The organism is Candidatus Obscuribacterales bacterium, assembly GCA_019744775.1.
In the GTDB taxonomy this organism is placed as follows: Bacteria; Cyanobacteriota; Vampirovibrionia; order Obscuribacterales; family Obscuribacteraceae; genus SBAT01.
Genome location: JAIETZ010000004.1, coordinates 569,947 through 584,901, shown reverse-complemented (window position 1 = coordinate 584,901; position 14,955 = coordinate 569,947). Strand labels below are relative to the sequence as shown.

Sequence of the window (14,955 nt, the reverse complement as noted above, 5' to 3'; positions counted from 1 at the left end):
GATTCACTGTTTAAGAGTATTTAGCTCTCTTCATATATCTTAACACTGCTGCCAAGAATCCGCTATACCGCTTAGTTAGCGGGTTTTGGTAAAAAGTGAGGAATTAATCTAGCTGTTTTCAGCTTGGAACCCTTATCGGGACTTGATTGTGGCCAGTTGGTGGCTTTCTTCGAAAAGCTTGTTTGATACAAGATAAGCTTTGGCAGCGGGATCTTTTTGAAGGTAAGCTGCCCAAAAGGCACAGCTCGCATGCTTGATGTGACCTAAAATGGCTCTTTGATCAAACTTGCTTACCAGTCGAGGCGGATAGTGAGTGCCACCTGATGTGGTTGCACTATGTCCGGGAGTGCTTGTTACCAAAGTCGCTCTCCCGGCTGCGAAGGTAAAGTGAGTCGCGCCTTCTATAAAAACCAAATATTTGTCTCCGGGAACACATAAATTAAACGGTTCCGTTCGCCATTCAGCCGGCTGTCCGCTTAGTCCCTTGTCTCGCGAGCCGGTCATGAACATAGAGGGAAGTCTAAGAGACTTAAACGACTCTTTGGTCAAACCTTGTTGACCGCTACCGGGCGGTGACAATATCAAGGCGGAATTGATGCGTTTATCAACTAAGCTACCGAATGGATAGTCTTCGATAGGTGTTAGTTCGGCGCCGGTTAACAGCATCGCTGTGTAGGCGCCATAGGAGTGCCCGGCTATTCCTATATTGGATGCGTCAATTTTTCCTTTGAGAAGTGGATGCTCTGCATTAAGCTGCGCGAGGGAGTCTATTGAAAAGGATAGATCCCGGCAGCGACTTATCCATCCTTTATAGTCGGTTCTGGCTGCGGCGATAATGGCCGGCAAATTTGTCGTTTGACCAAGACTCTCCTTGAGTAAAAGCGAGTCTTCATGCGTCGGTTGAATGACAACAAAGCCATGACTTGCCCATGCGTGAGTTAAAGCCAGGTATTCGTTGCGGGAAGCGCCGGCGCCATGGGAAAAGACAATAGCCGGAAAATTACTACCTTCTTCCGGGTAGTAAATACGTGCCTGAATCTCTTTGCCACGCTCGGCATCATAGAGGCTTAACGCCTCAATGCTTTTGACATGACATGTGCCTTTTGCAACCGAGCTCATGAACCTGTATGAAATGTGGGGGCGCATTGAATGGGTTTGCGGGCGCATGCAATGCACGTACAAAGCATACCGCATAGTAGAATATTCACCTTCGGCGGTCTCTAGTGAGACGCACTTGTAAGGAGAGTCTTGGCATGTACAAAGCAATCGCAACTGCGCTGACCATAGTCATAAGTGTTGCGTCTCTGGTCGTTGTCGGTGCAGATAGTGCACAAGCTGTAACACCAGCGCCTGCGCAAACGACAAGACTGTCAAAAAGTGTGGTGCCGAATAACTACAAGTTAACTGTTGAACCTGATTTGGTTGGTGGAGTTTTTTCAGGCTCTGAAACGATTCAGATTCATGTGCTTGATTCCAGGCGCGAAATTATCCTCAATTCGGCTGGTCTAAATATCAAAAGTGCCACCATTATTCGCAAGTCTAAAGAGTTTCACGAGCATCGCAAAGGAAGAGAGATAAAGCCTATAGCGGTTCGTATAACTTCTTTGCCGGCTGCAGAGCAAGTCAAATTGGTTGCTGCTGAAATTCTTGTGCCTGGAACATATGAACTTGATTTGTCTTTCAATGGAAAATTCGACGACAAGTTGAGAGGGTTTTTCCTGGCTTCGTACAAGGACGACAAAGGCGTTAAGCAGTCAGTTGCTTGTACGCAAATGGAACCAACCGATGCCCGTCGAATGTTTCCTTGTTTTGACGAGCCTGCTCTCAAGGCTACTTATGACATAACTGCGATAATCGATCAAAATCTCACGGCAATTTCAAACAGCCCGATTTTCAAAGAAGAAGTTGACCAGGTAAAACACAAAAAGACTATTATTTTTGCCAAAACTCCAAAGATATCTTCTTATCTCGTTGCTCTTGTTGTAGGCAATTTTGCTTCTACCGAGGTAAAAACAGTCGATGATACTCCTATTCGTATCTGGGCTATAAAAGGCAAAGAGGCAATGGGCGCTTATGCCTTGGATATAGCGGCAAAGCTTTTGCCCTACATGAACAAGTACTTTGGAGTTGCTTACCCAGCACAAAAGTTGGATCTAATTGCTGTTCCGGATTTTGGTCCGGGAGCAATGGAAAACCTTGGCGCCATTACTTTCAAGGAAAGTGTTCTGTTAGTTGATGAAAAAACCGCATCAACTCAAGGCAAGCAAGTTGTAGCTGAGGTCATCGCACATGAAATGGCTCACCAGTGGTTTGGTGATTTAGTTACAACAAGCTGGTGGGATGATATTTGGCTAAATGAAGCATTTGCTTCTTGGTTCGGTACCAAGGCAGTGGATTACTTGCGTCCTGACTGGCGTCTCTGGGATGGATTTGGTCGTAATGCTCTGTGGACGGATGCTTTGAAGTCGACGCGAGCCATACATGCAAACGTAAAGAGTCCTGAGCAGGCACTCGAAATGTTTGATGACATTACTTACGTAAAAGGCTCTGCCGTTCTGCGTATGCTTGAGCGTTACGTTGGTCCTGATGTTTTTCAGCGTGGCGTTCATCTTTATATGAAGACCCATGCTTTTAGAACAGCCACAACAGAAGACCTCTGGTGGGCAATTGCCACAACTTCTTCTAAGCCTATTCCGGAAATGATGCACACTTGGATCTATCAACCAGGTTATCCGTTGATTTCGGCTTCTAGCGCAAACAATGGCAAAGATCTTCACTTGAGCCAACAGCGTTATCTAACAGATACGACGGTGCAAGTACCGGTCACTAAGTGGATGGTTCCTATTGCCCTCAAGTGGCTTCAGAGCGAAGGCAAGACTTCCATGGAAATGCTTGATCAAATGCAGAAGGATGTAGCTTGTCCAAGCAGTAATGCTCCTGTATTTGTGAATGCCGATGCGCAAGGCTTCTTTCGCGTGTCTTACAGTTCTGAACTATTGAAGAAGGTCGAACCGGCCTTGTATACGGAATTGACGGCTAATGAGCGCTACTGTTTGCTGAGTGACTCTTCAGCGTTGACACTGTCATTAAGACAGCCTGTGTCCGATGCGTTGCGTTTGACGCTCTTGTGCAAAAACGAGAATGATCCGTTTGTTATTCCTCAATTGGTATCGCGCATTTCATATTTGCGAAACTACATTACGCCGCAAGTACGTCCCAGCTATCAGCAATATGTACAAAATTTGCTATTGCCTCAGAAGGATAGACTTGGTTGGCAGGCGCAAGCAGGAGAATCTGATCTTGTTCAAGATGCTCGCGCCAGTGTTTTAGTAGCACTGGGCACATATGGACAACATCAACCAACAATTGCCGAAGCTAAAGCGCTTTTTGCGAAGTACAGAGCAGATAGAACAAGTATTGCTCCAAATCTGGTTAGAGTAGTCTTGAAGATTGTTTCGTATAACGGTTCGCTTGCTGAATATGAACAAGTGAAGAAGCTCTGGCAAACGGCCAAAACTCCAGAGTCAGAAGAGATGTGCTTGATGACACTTGGTCTTTTCCAGAAACCGGAGTTGATTCAGAAGACTCTTGTGCTGACAAATTCAAACCAAGTCCATACACAAGATAGACCGCGCCTCTGGTCTACGATGCTCTCTAACGACAGCGCCAAGCGTCTTGCTTGGTCCTATATCAAATTGCATTGGCCTGAAATTGTAAGCAAGTGCCCACCTATGGCTCTTGATCATATTGCCGGTGGTTGCCGGTCGTTGGATACTGCAATTGATGAAAAAGATTTGCGTCTTTTCTTTGCCGCACATAAAAATCCGACAATTGAATCTGCTGTTGCTCGCACGTTGGAGGATGTGCATTTGTCTGTGCGCTTCCGTGAAAAGAATGGTGCGTACATCAATAACTATATGAGAGACAAGCAATGGCTGAAGTAAAGGCGTCCTCAACTAGTTTTCTCGATCGCTTTTTTAAAATCAGCGAACGGGGAAGCGATGTACAAACGGAAATACTTGGCGGAGTGACAACATTTGTCACTATGGCCTACATCATAGTGGTGAATCCGGCAATCTTGAGCTTTGCCGGTATCCCTGTGGGAGCAAGTACGGTAGCGACAATTCTCACTGCTGTTTTCGGCTGCTTTCTAATGGGGATTTACGCCAATAGACCAATAGCTGTTGCTCCCTACATGGGAGAAAATGCTTTCATTGCCTTTGGTATGGCCGCTTTGGGTATTGGTTGGCAATTGCGACTTGGCGCCGTCTTTATTGGCGGACTGATGTTTTTGACAATGTCCTTGGTTGGATTGAGATCCTGGCTCGCTAATTCCATATCAACAAGCATGAAAGCAAGTTTTGCTGTCGGCATCGGTTTGTTTCTTACTTTAGTCGGCATGTATGAAACAGGACTTGTAACTAGTTTTGTCACCGGAATGCCTTCAGCCACCATGGCAGTCGATGCAGCAGGTTTGTTGAAAGCACCTGATGCTCCTTTGAAAATTGGTAATCTTCATGATCCGCAAGTACTTTTGGCAATCTTTGGATTTTTGTTGATGACTACGTTGCTTAGCCGCCGCGTGCACGGAGCAATTCTAATCGGAATTGTTGTTACTGCTTTGTTAGGTTATGCGTGTGGGCAAGGATACATCCCTGAAAAGTGGGGAGTTTTGTCGTTGACGGCTCTTGCGCAGGATTACGATTTAAGTCCTATTTTTCTCAAGTTGGATATTGCCGGTGTTTTAAAGCTCAGCTTTATGCCGATACTTTTGACTTTGTTTCTTATGGGTTTTCTTGACACTTTGGGAACGCTAGTTGGTGTAGGTTCCGCTGGAAAAATGCTGGATGAAAAAGGTAATTTTCCGGAAATTGAAAAACCAATGACAGTCGATGCCTGTTCTTGCATTTTTTCAGCGCTTCTCGGTTCGTCGACATCTGGTGCTTACATTGAGTCTGCAGCAGGGATAAAAGAAGGTGCTCGCACCGGACTTGCCGCTTTAGTGATTGCACTTCTATTTGCCTTGTCATTATTTTTCTTGCCGATTATTGAGCCGTTGCAGCACCTGCGCTACGCGTATTGCCCGGCGTTGATGGCAGTAGGGGTGCTTATGCTGTCCTCTGTGCGTAATGTTGATCTCGATGATTTGACCGAGACTGTGCCTGCGTTTATGACAATTGCGATGATGTTGTTTACTTACAATATTGCCAATGGTCTGACTGCCGGACTAGTGCTCTACCCGGCACTCAAGATACTGACTGGACGCGCTAAGGAGCTTCACCCGGGAGCCATTGTTTTAGGCGTCATGTGCCTCATTTACTTTGTTTTTGGTATTCCCCACTAAGTACAAAACGCTTCTTGGAAACACCGATGTGACATAATTAGCAGTCATATATTTGCTTTCGGCGAGTGACTCAAGAGGTATAGCATGACTAAGTTTCGCGTTGCATTGGCAGCTTTACTATTGGCACAGACAAGTGCTTTTGCCGCAGATGTCCCTAGCAAGACTCAAAAGGCGGTCAGTTCGAAGCCGGCTTTATCAGGACAAGTTGCGACTTCTACCTTGACGGTTTCGACAGCCTTGCATGCCATGCATCAGGTAACCAACGAATTGAATCGTGTAACAACCGACATGATCAACGAAATAGAACGCCAGCAATATGTAACCGTTGCAGAGCCTGATGTTATTGGTCCGATTGTGGTGCCTGCCATACCAATGCCGACTGGTGGTATGAATGTTGGTCCGCTTTTGCCGCCGCGTGCAAAATGGGTTAAGTTGTACATGTGGCAATTCAGTCAAGTTGTGCCTATGTTGGCCGCTGAGATTGATGCGACGCAAATTCCCGCTGACAAAAAGACTTTGCTTGCCCCGAAGTGGCGCCAAATGAAAGCGCTTAGCAATGACATTACCGCGCACTATCAAAAATTAATTCCAGTTACTCAAGGACCGACCTACGTAAATTTGGATATCGGCAAGCAGCTTTTGCCAATCTATGATGATTTGAAGAAATTGAAAGAACTTCAAAAGGACGCTTGGCGTTTGGCCAACCAAAAAAGCTAATGACTCAAGTAGTTAAGACTCCTCGCAAGATAAAAGCCGGCGGTGGCTGGCAGGCAGTCGCATACAGTATCGAAAAAGCCATTCAAGTTGGACCCTGGCGTCTCTGGAAACGCATGACCTCACGCAATGCGTGTAAGACTTGTGCTGTCGGTATGGGCGGACAACTTGGCGGTATGGTAAATGAGTCTGGACATTTTCCTGAAGTCTGCAAGAAGAGCCTGCAGGCGCAAGCCGCAGATATGATCGGTGCAATTGATGCCGATTATTTTGACAAACACGATATTCACTACCTGGAAAATCTCACGCCCAAACAAGCAGAGGATGCCGGACGTTTAATTTATCCTGTTTTGCTTGAGCCAGGCGCTACTCATTTCAAACCGGTGCATTGGGATACGGCAATGTCTATTGCTGCTCAAGCATTGAAACAAAGTAAGCCGAACGAAACAGCATTTTATGCCTCAGGCAGATCATCTAACGAAGCAGCTTTCCTTTTGCAATCATTCGCGCGTGCTTATGGTACCAACCACGTAATGAACTGTTCTTTCTATTGTCATCAAGCCTCCGGCGTGGCATTAAAGATGTCTTTTGGAACAGGCACGGCCACAGTTAGTCTCGATGATGTGAGCAAAGCTGACTTCATTATGATTATCGGCTCCAACCCAGCTTCCAACCATCCGCGTATCATGACGCAATTGTCGGACTTGCGTAAGCGCGGCGGTCATATTGTTGTTGTGAATCCCATTGTCGAAACAGGACTCAAGAAATTCCATGTCCCTTCGCAAGTACGATCATTTCTATTGGGTTCAGAAATTGCCAGTCTGTATGTTCAACCACACGCCGGTGGCGATGTGCATTATCTGGTCGGTGTTCTAAAGGCATTGGATGAAAGCGGTTGTGTAAATAGAGAATATCTTGCCGAATACACACAAGGATCTGAAACTGTTCTCAATCAGGCGCGCGCAACGACCTGGCAAGAAATTGTTGATGGCAGTGGTGTGGAAAAGAGATATATTGAAAAGACCGCTTCAATGCTGTCGCAAGCAAAATCAGCCATGTTTGCCTGGGCAATGGGACTAACGCATCACGAATCAGGCGTGGATAATGTTCTTGCTCTGTGTAATTTGGCTTTGGCATGTGGACAAGTTGGTCGCCCTGGTGCCGGACTTTTGCCTTTGCGCGGACATTCAAATGTGCAAGGTGTCGGTTCAGTTGGATTTACACCGGGTCTGCAAGAAGGCATGCGGCAGGCGTTGGAACGTGCCTACAATATGAAGACACCTGATTCGGTGGGCTATGACACTCATGGCATGATTGAAGCCGCTGAGCGTGGAGAGCTTTCCACTTTGATTTGCCTGGGCGGTAATTTGTGGGGATCAAATCCGAATCTTTCTTGGGCGACTAAGTCCATGCAGAACATTGGCACGACTGTTTATCTTTCAACTAAGTTGAATCCAGGTCACTTTCATGGACGCGGCAAGACAACACTAATTCTACCTGTGTTGGCTCGCGATGAAGAACCGCAACCGACAACCCAAGAATCAATGTTCAATTATGTTCGCATGTCCGAGGGTGGACAGCCGAATGTAAAAGGCATGATGCGCGCCGAATCGCAAGTAATCTGCGATCTGGCAAGCCGTGTATTGGACAAACATCCCGTTGATTGGTCGCGCTTTGTCTCGCATAGCGAAATTAGAAAGTTGATTGCCGAAGTTGTTCCAGGCTGGCAAGAAATTGCCACGATGGATTCAACAAAGAAAGAATTCACTGTCGCTGGTAGACTCTTTCACACACCACAGTTCAACACGGTAAATGGTAAGGCAATTATGCATGAAACTCCTTTGCCGAAAGTAAAAGGCAAAGACGAATTTCGTCTTATCACCTTACGGTCCGAAGGACAGTTCAATACGGTTGTCTACGAAGAGTACGATATCTACCGCGGTATGCCGCACCGTTATTGCATATTGATGTCGAAAGAAGACGCAGAGAAACTAAATATTGAAGATGGCCAGCGTATAAAAGTCGTAGGCGAGGCTGGTGAAATGGACAACATCGAAGTAGTTGTTGGACAAATAAGATCAGGCACTGTTGCCATGTTCTATCCTGAAGCAAATGTTCTCATCAAGGCTAATATCGACAAGCGATCACGAACACCCAACTTCAAGAGTGCTCCTGTACGAATAGTCGTTTAGAGATTTACTTCTTTTTCTTTGTTGGGTCTTTAACGAATGTGGCCATGAAGTTCTCTTTCAAGAAGTCTTCTTCTTTGACCTTACGAAAGCCGGCTGCTTCTATCTCCGCGATAAACTCTTTTTTGCCGGTTCGTACATTTTTCATCACCCATTCAGAACTTTTGTCCGGTCTACGATCGAGATCGATGACGACCAATTTGCCATCTTTACGCAAAGCTTTGTTGATGGAAATGAGCGTGTGACTTGGATATTCGAGGTAATGATAGGTATCACAAACGAATGCTAAATCAATTGAGTTAGCTGGGAGATTTACCGACTTCTTAGTACAAAGCACTGTGCGCATTTCTTTCATGCCCTGAGCCTGTGCTTTTTCGTCTATGTGCTTGAGAAAGGCTTTGTTAATGTCTACGGCATAAACCCGTCCATTGGGAGCTACTTCTTTGGCGATCAAAAATGTGTAAAAGCCTGTTCCAGAACCAATGTCGCCAACACTCATTCCAGGTTTTAGCTGAAGCGCCTTGATGATATTAACGCGCTGGTTATAGATTTCCCGGGTTGTATTTTCAAAGGTTTCCAGCCACTTATTCCACTCTTTCTCAGCAGCGGCATCGTCCTTAGCTGTCTCTACCGGTGCACGATTGGCTAGGGGCTTTGTTTTGTCGGCAGCCAGCGACTGAGAGCCCAGCAGTTGAGTAAGCAAAACTACTGATAAGGCTATTCTAGACAAGCATCCGAGCATATTAATTTGTCCCTCCAGCGAATCCGGTCTTATTCATAATCGCATAGTTACTGTTTATTTTAGTGGTTCCGGGGTGATCGGCGCCAAGAACTTTTTGAGCCAGGTCAAGAGCTTTTTTGGATAAGCTTTGCGCCTGAGCCAGGTCGCCCTGGTGATAATGCAGGGACGCCAGGTTGTCGAGCATATCCGGTATGGCGATATGTTCAGCTCCCAGCTCGGTTTGCCATATTTCCAGCGCCTGACCATAAAATTTGACCGCTTTGGCGAATTCCTTCTGTTGGACATAAATAGCCGACAGGTCATTTAATGTCTCTGCCAGAAATATCTTGTTACGCTCGCCAATTTCCTTGAGCATCATCTCGGCTTCCCCATCTTTCTTAAGTGGGAAGTAAATGAGAATTGCCAGACATCTTTTAGTCTCCAATAGCAGGGGATCGTCTTTGGCTGAATTGGTCTCTTGCAGTTTGTGAGCGCGCTGCCAGTGATCTTCTGCCTGTCCAAATTCACCTTGGGCAAAATAGGTTAATGCCAATTTGTGCAGGGTGTCGGATAACTCCGGGTGCTCTTTCCCGAGGCTATCTTCTTTATCTTGAAGTTCCTTGGTGAGAATAAACTGGTGCCATGTGTAGTCGGCTGGTTCGCCGTAAGATTGCCCGTTGGCTCCGTAAAAAGCTTCGACGTACTTGAGATTTTTTTTGTTGTCTGATTTCGTCATGTTAGCTTGCGATTTTACGTATCTCTTTCACAGACTACATTTACCAGTACGTGCTTGCGATCTTTACGCGAAATATCTATTGCTTTTCTCAGAGTAGCAGGTAATTCAGCCGGCTTGTCGACAGTAAGCCCAATACCGCCTGTAGCTTCGGCTAATTTCTCAAATGAGATGTCTACTTCCAGGTTGCATAAAGCGAAGCTGTTTTTCTTCTCAGCCCAGCCATTTTTGGTTGTCCCTAAATAGGACTTTTTAATTGTGGACCAGGCGCTGTCGTTAAACACGACTATAACAATGGGCAACTTGTAAGCTGCTGCCACATAGTGCGCTGAAAGCGGTGTGTTGAATAAGTAGCTGCCGTCGCCTAGTGTGGCTACCATCGTCAGATCAGGCGCTGCCAATTGAGCTCCAAGCGCAGCTCCCAACGACCAGCCAAGTCCGCTGGCGATTGAATTCTCGAACCAACTGTCGGATAGGTGTCTAGGTACCAGTGTTGGTTCCAAGTTGTACTCGTTGAAAATTACAGTCTTGTCGTCAGCAATTTCTCCTAAGCAGTATGAGATATAGCGCTTACTGATTTTTGGCAAAGAGGCATCTTTCGCCGCTTCTTTCTTCGCTGTCTCAAATACTTTCTTGTGTTCGGATTCAATGGCGGCAAAACGTGACTTGTCCTGGCGTGCGTCCAATGCTTCGCAAATTCGCCTTAAGGTCTCAGTTGGATTGCCTGCTAAGCAAATATCTGCAGGGAAGCTGCGCATTGGTAGCTTGCCGGCTAAAGGATCGACGCCAATTTGGATTATTGGTTTGCCTCTTTCGAGAGGCTCCTTCACCTTGGTGATGGCCGGAATCCAGGGAACATGACTTTCGATACAAATAATTAAATCAGCTTCTGCAATATAAGGTGCAGGATCGAATCCCAGATGCATGGGATGATCCGTGGGTAAGTTGAAGAAGTTGTGCTTGCCGAACTCAACAACGCCAATTCCTAGTTTCATAGCCAGATTCGAAAGTGCTTCCACACCACCTTGATAGCGACCCAGTTCGGCAGTGACGATAAGAGGTTTCTTGGCTGAAGCGATTGCTTTGGCGGCAGCATCGATTGCACTTTGCACAGGTGCGCTGGCAGCAGCAGGGCTTTGACGTGGTGTTTCTGAATAGGTGAATGATTCGATCTGCTCACAAAGTGCTTCTTTGGGCAATGTCAAATAAACAGGACCGGCCGGCTGACTCTTGCTTATAGCAAGCGCTCTATCGACAACAGATTCTAGATTGAAAGAACCTTTCAGTTCGTAGTCCCATTTGGTGAATTCACGGAAGTAGGCTGCTTGGTCAAAAGTATCCTGACCCCATTGCACAAAATTAGTGCGACATCCTTCTATTTCTTGGACGCCGTTTGAAGGCTGTTCATACCAGGGGCTCTTACCTGCCAGGACAAGCATGGGAATATGGCTTCTATTGGCATTGATAATTCCCAATCCCATGTTCGCTGTACCGACATTGACGTGTGCCATCACTGCTTGAGGTTTGCCTGAGAGAAGAAAATATCCGTGTGCCATGGCAATGGCGGTATTTTCGTGCGGTGCAACTATTTCCTCTAATTCGAAATCCGGGTCGTCGCTGTAGCAAGCAAGGGCGTCAATGATTGGTGTAAAGTCCGTGCCCGAATTGGAAAAGAAATATCTGATGCCGCGCTTATTCAAAAGTCCCATCAGTGCGTGGGCAACCGTACCAGCTTCTATCTTTTGTGTCTTCAAAGGACTTATTTGTTGGCGCTGTGACATGCGTGCACGTCTCAGGTGGGCAGACAAAAGGCTCTCAAATTCATTGGGTTTATCGAGATTGGAAAAATGTCCGGCTCCCTCAATATTCACAAGCTGAGACGCCGGCAATAATCTGTGGATTTCGGTCAAGAGAGGATCTGTTGGTGTTATTTGATCTTCACTGCCACCAATTAATAAAACGGGGACATCAATATTTGATACAACGTCCCTGTAGTCATCGGCAAACATTGAAATCCAGGAGGCGAGAAAGACATCCTTGTCTTTTGTGCCCTCAATTTCCACTGCTTGCGCAACTATTTCTTTGTCTGTGCCTTTGGCAAAAAGTGCCGGTATAAGTTCAGCCGCGCTTTCTTTGAGACTCATTTTCGACAAGCGATCTTTCATGAAGGCAACTTTGTCGGATGCCTGCGGATTGAATGACCAGGTATTGGCCAATGTCAAAGATTGAACTATAGCTTTTTTCTCTTGGAAGACATTTAAGGCAACAACGCCACCCATTGATAATCCAACGAAGTGTGCCTTCGCATATCCCAATTGTTCAATAAGAGCAATAACATCTTGAGCAAAGGACTTTACGGTAACTTCCTTGTAGGTGTCTTGACCGGGAAACTTTGATTTTCCGTGACCACGGAAATCAACAGCGAGGCACTTATAGCCAAGCGATGCAAGGGACGACATTTGTGTTGCCCAAGATCTGCTATCTCCGCCTACTGCATGCAAGAAAACAACCAGCTCATCTCCTTGCCCACTTTCAGCCATGAAGAGTTCGGCACCGTTGGATAATTTGACTGTAGATGTTTTTGTCTCAGACTTAACGTGCGCTTTGTTCAATTGCATTGTCATAGATTTTTACTCTTGTTTAGCGATTATTGCCAATGTTCCGCCGCCGCATGGACCGTGATGTTCGGCACGCGTGCTTATGTATACAGTCGGATCGTAAAGGACACTGGACAAAACAGCACCCAATACGCAGCGAGAATATCTGGTGTCGCTTATGTCATCATCGGTTAGCATTGTCGCGCGTCTGCCGTGAATGGTGCCGCGTGGATCTGCTTCTGATTTGGCAAACACGCCAACAATTTTTTCAGCTTGTTTTGGTGTGAGTTGCAGATTGCAGTCTATTTTTAGTTTTGCTAAAACATCAATTACCGATTTTGTATCGAGCATGTCTTTCAAAATGCCGTGCTCGATCATAAGATCGCCATCCCAATAGGGACTGTTGGCCAAAACCATAATCTCCGTACGTTCAAGTCCAGGTTTAGCCGAGCATGAAGCCGTGGTCGAATATAGATTCCAGTCATTGCAAATGACATCGTCATTTAATTCCGTTGGTTTCACTTCGCCGAGGGCAAGTGCTGCTCCCAGCGCCGAAGCCCCGCGAGAAAAGACCATGTCCGAACGGATTGGTTTGCCGGCTTTAGCTGCGTCTAGTTCTTCCTCGTAAGTGAATTTAGGAATAGCGCCTTTCATTTGAATGAGATGCACGTCACTATTGGATTCGACTTTCAAATCACTGACGATTTGCATTATCACACGTGCGGTTTCTTCGACTTGTGCCATACGGCCAATTTCATTGGGCGCAAAAGCACGCGTAAAACCAATTCCGACAGCCAAGCGTTTTTCTGTACGCTTGTCCTTCAATGTTTCCCCGGATTTGCAAAATACAACAATGTGCGGACTAACAACACCCTCGCAGCCGCCTGAAAGCGAAAAGATTATACGGTCGACAACTTCTTGCCGAGAAATGCCCAGTCTTGCTGAAAACAATGATTCAAACGCCGACATTGCTAAGTCGCGGGTGAAGTCATTGCGACCACCGTTGCCTTCGGTCTTACCGATGATGCAAATTACATCGGCGGGATTAATTGTCCCGTCATCCATGTACTTTGTAAGTTGGCTTACATCGGCAGGATTGCTGGTTGCAATCTTTATTGCTTTGACTTGCATGACAAAACCTTCGCTTTCAGTTTACAAACTTACGTGCAGAGTTTTACCAGTGCGAGCCTTAATATCAATCTTGTACACATCGCCGTGATTCATTTCCGACGCTGTCTTCATTGAAGCTAGAGCTTCAACAACGGCAGGCGAATTGGCCGTCATGCAAGTAACAGGTTCTTTTACGCAGAGCGGGAAATCGTGCCATGTGCCTTTCCAGAGCATGATGCCGTGACCTGCTGGAAAAACAAAACACTTCACTTCTTTCAGTTCCGGTACTTCACCCTTCTGTTCGTGGTTGGGTTTGCCAAGCACCATAGCAAAAGGTTGATCACCTAAACCAATAAAAAGCTGAGTCATTTCCACATGACGCTCGAGCCAAATTACATCGCCTGAGCGCTTGCTTATACGTGCCGTGCGGATGACAGCGCTCCCTTGACATTCAAATGGGATATTGAAACCCTCTTCGACAGAACCCTTGTAGAAGGGGATAGTCAGACCGGCATTCGGTACTTCAGTGCCTATGAAAAGACCAAAGTCCTTAGTATTTTCCGGTGTCGCTTGAATGATCGGTACTTCAATAACATCAGCCTTTGGTGCCACTTCGACCATCTTCAATCTCCTTACGCTTTTCTGCCTTTTCCAGGAAGGTCACCAGGTTGAAAATTGCTTCGTTGAGTGGCGCGCGGCGCCCGTGCTTGGCAGCAATTTTGGCAACGGCCCCATTGAGAAATTCCAGCTCGGGGTGGCGTCCTGCCCTCAGATCTTGGAGTGTAGCATTGATGTTTTCTCGTGTCCTTTCAAGAGATTTAAATACATCCTCTAAATGCTCGGTTGTCAGGTGAATTCCTTCCAGTTGGGCAATTTCCACGGCTTCTAATACGACTTGCCGAGCCAAATTGTTCAATTCCGGACTGTCGGCAATTGCGCCATTTGGTTCGTCGACAATCGAGCACAGTCCATTGATGGATAAATTCCACAATGCCTTTTGCCATTCTGATTTCAGTGGATTGAAATTGACCGTGGTATCGATGCCTTTATCGAGCAGTACCTTTTGCCATTTGTTCAAGAAATCTGCGTGAACCTGCTCGCCGGCAAACTCATACTTGTGAATTCCGGCAACGTGAATGTGACAAGGTGAAACTTTGCGGACGCCAATATAACAAAGCAGTCTAAAAAGAGAATTGTCCGGCAAAATTTGTTTGGCCATTTCGTAAATGCCTAATCCATTTTGCATCAAAACTATTTTGTTGGATGATTTTATATGTGGTGCCAAGTTTTGCAAAACCACAGGTATTTCATGCGCTTTGGTGGCAACAAATATCGCTGCGTCGTCAGAAAGTTGGGGAAATTTTGACCATGAATAACACTGGATGTTTAGACTGCCTTCGACAGCACCTGTTACTTCAAGTGGTTTGTCCAGCAAAGCTGCGCAGGATGAATCGCGCGCCAGTAAGTGGGATTCTTCTGATTCTTGAATCAGATACTGCAGTATGAGACCCATGCTGCCTGCACCAATTACCAAATTTTTTAGCACG

The 14,955-nt window shown here is 46.2% G+C and carries 11 protein-coding genes; 4 read left to right on the top strand and 7 right to left on the bottom strand.

The genetic code is table 11. The annotated features are described in order from the left end of the window. Positions 1-132: 132 nt before the first annotated feature. The gene (locus K2Y22_11995; protein ID MBX9879172.1) at positions 133-1,119 is read right to left on the bottom strand and encodes a hypothetical protein; all 987 of its coding nucleotides are present in this window, start codon (positions 1,117-1,119) and stop codon (positions 133-135) included. Positions 1,120-1,253: 134 nt separating this feature from the next. On the opposite strand from K2Y22_11995, the gene K2Y22_11990 reads away from it, so the two are divergent. From K2Y22_11990 to K2Y22_11975, 4 genes are all read left to right on the top strand, one after another. Further along, positions 1,254-3,944: a M1 family metallopeptidase gene (locus K2Y22_11990; GenBank protein MBX9879171.1), complete on the top strand. Its 2,691-nt coding sequence runs from the start codon at positions 1,254-1,256 to the stop codon at positions 3,942-3,944. Further along, complete coding sequence (locus tag K2Y22_11985) at positions 3,932-5,344, top strand: NCS2 family permease (GenBank protein ID MBX9879170.1); 1,413 nt, start codon at positions 3,932-3,934, stop codon at positions 5,342-5,344. Before K2Y22_11990 ends, K2Y22_11985 begins: the two co-directional genes overlap by 13 nt. A gap of 84 nt (positions 5,345-5,428) precedes the next feature. Continuing rightward, positions 5,429-6,061 (top strand): hypothetical protein, encoded by a 633-nt coding sequence (locus K2Y22_11980; protein ID MBX9879169.1) that lies wholly within the window; start codon positions 5,429-5,431, stop codon positions 6,059-6,061. Beyond that, on the top strand, positions 6,061-8,250 hold the full coding sequence (locus K2Y22_11975; protein ID MBX9879168.1) for an FdhF/YdeP family oxidoreductase: 2,190 nt from the start codon (positions 6,061-6,063) through the stop codon (positions 8,248-8,250). Before K2Y22_11980 ends, K2Y22_11975 begins: the two co-directional genes overlap by 1 nt. A 4-nt stretch (positions 8,251-8,254) precedes the next feature. On the opposite strand, the gene K2Y22_11970 is transcribed toward K2Y22_11975, so the two are convergent. From K2Y22_11970 to K2Y22_11945, 6 genes are read right to left on the bottom strand one after another with little or no spacing between them, the layout of a single operon-like run. After that, on the bottom strand, positions 8,255-8,989 hold the full coding sequence (locus K2Y22_11970) for a methyltransferase domain-containing protein (GenBank protein ID MBX9879167.1): 735 nt from the start codon (positions 8,987-8,989) through the stop codon (positions 8,255-8,257). A gap of 1 nt (position 8,990) precedes the next feature. Further along, complete coding sequence (locus tag K2Y22_11965; protein MBX9879166.1) at positions 8,991-9,704, bottom strand: tetratricopeptide repeat protein; 714 nt, start codon at positions 9,702-9,704, stop codon at positions 8,991-8,993. Between the two features lie 14 nt (positions 9,705-9,718). Continuing rightward, positions 9,719-12,325 carry a thiamine pyrophosphate-requiring protein gene (locus K2Y22_11960; GenBank protein ID MBX9879165.1) on the bottom strand — a complete coding sequence of 869 codons (2,607 nt, stop codon included), beginning with the start codon at positions 12,323-12,325 and terminating at the stop codon, positions 9,719-9,721. A gap of 6 nt (positions 12,326-12,331) precedes the next feature. Then, positions 12,332-13,429, bottom strand: coding sequence for a ring-opening amidohydrolase (locus tag K2Y22_11955; protein ID MBX9879164.1), 1,098 nt, complete (start codon positions 13,427-13,429; stop codon positions 12,332-12,334). Positions 13,430-13,450: 21 nt separating this feature from the next. Then, positions 13,451-14,029, bottom strand: a complete 579-nt coding sequence (locus K2Y22_11950) for an ureidoglycolate lyase (GenBank protein ID MBX9879163.1) — start codon at positions 14,027-14,029, stop codon at positions 13,451-13,453. Continuing rightward, positions 14,004-14,954 carry a ketopantoate reductase family protein gene (locus K2Y22_11945; protein ID MBX9879162.1) on the bottom strand — a complete coding sequence of 317 codons (951 nt, stop codon included), beginning with the start codon at positions 14,952-14,954 and terminating at the stop codon, positions 14,004-14,006. Before K2Y22_11945 ends, K2Y22_11950 begins: the two co-directional genes overlap by 26 nt. Between the last annotated feature and the right edge of the window lies 1 nt (position 14,955).

What these genes read in the sequence shown, in the direction of transcription:
- K2Y22_11975 (MBX9879168.1), top strand. Translation starts at nt 6,061, where the DNA reads ATGACTCAAGTAGTTAAGACTCCTCGCAAGATAAAAGCCGGCGGTGGC.
- K2Y22_11960 (MBX9879165.1), bottom strand. Translation starts at nt 12,325, where the DNA reads ATGACAATGCAATTGAACAAAGCGCACGTTAAGTCTGAGACAAAAACA.
- K2Y22_11985 (MBX9879170.1), top strand. Translation starts at nt 3,932, where the DNA reads ATGGCTGAAGTAAAGGCGTCCTCAACTAGTTTTCTCGATCGCTTTTTT.
- K2Y22_11990 (MBX9879171.1), top strand. Translation starts at nt 1,254, where the DNA reads ATGTACAAAGCAATCGCAACTGCGCTGACCATAGTCATAAGTGTTGCG.
- K2Y22_11970 (MBX9879167.1), bottom strand. Translation starts at nt 8,989, where the DNA reads ATGCTCGGATGCTTGTCTAGAATAGCCTTATCAGTAGTTTTGCTTACT.
- K2Y22_11950 (MBX9879163.1), bottom strand. Translation starts at nt 14,029, where the DNA reads ATGGTCGAAGTGGCACCAAAGGCTGATGTTATTGAAGTACCGATCATT.
- K2Y22_11965 (MBX9879166.1), bottom strand. Translation starts at nt 9,704, where the DNA reads ATGACGAAATCAGACAACAAAAAAAATCTCAAGTACGTCGAAGCTTTT.
- K2Y22_11955 (MBX9879164.1), bottom strand. Translation starts at nt 13,429, where the DNA reads ATGCAAGTCAAAGCAATAAAGATTGCAACCAGCAATCCTGCCGATGTA.
- K2Y22_11995 (MBX9879172.1), bottom strand. Translation starts at nt 1,119, where the DNA reads ATGAGCTCGGTTGCAAAAGGCACATGTCATGTCAAAAGCATTGAGGCG.
- K2Y22_11980 (MBX9879169.1), top strand. Translation starts at nt 5,429, where the DNA reads ATGACTAAGTTTCGCGTTGCATTGGCAGCTTTACTATTGGCACAGACA.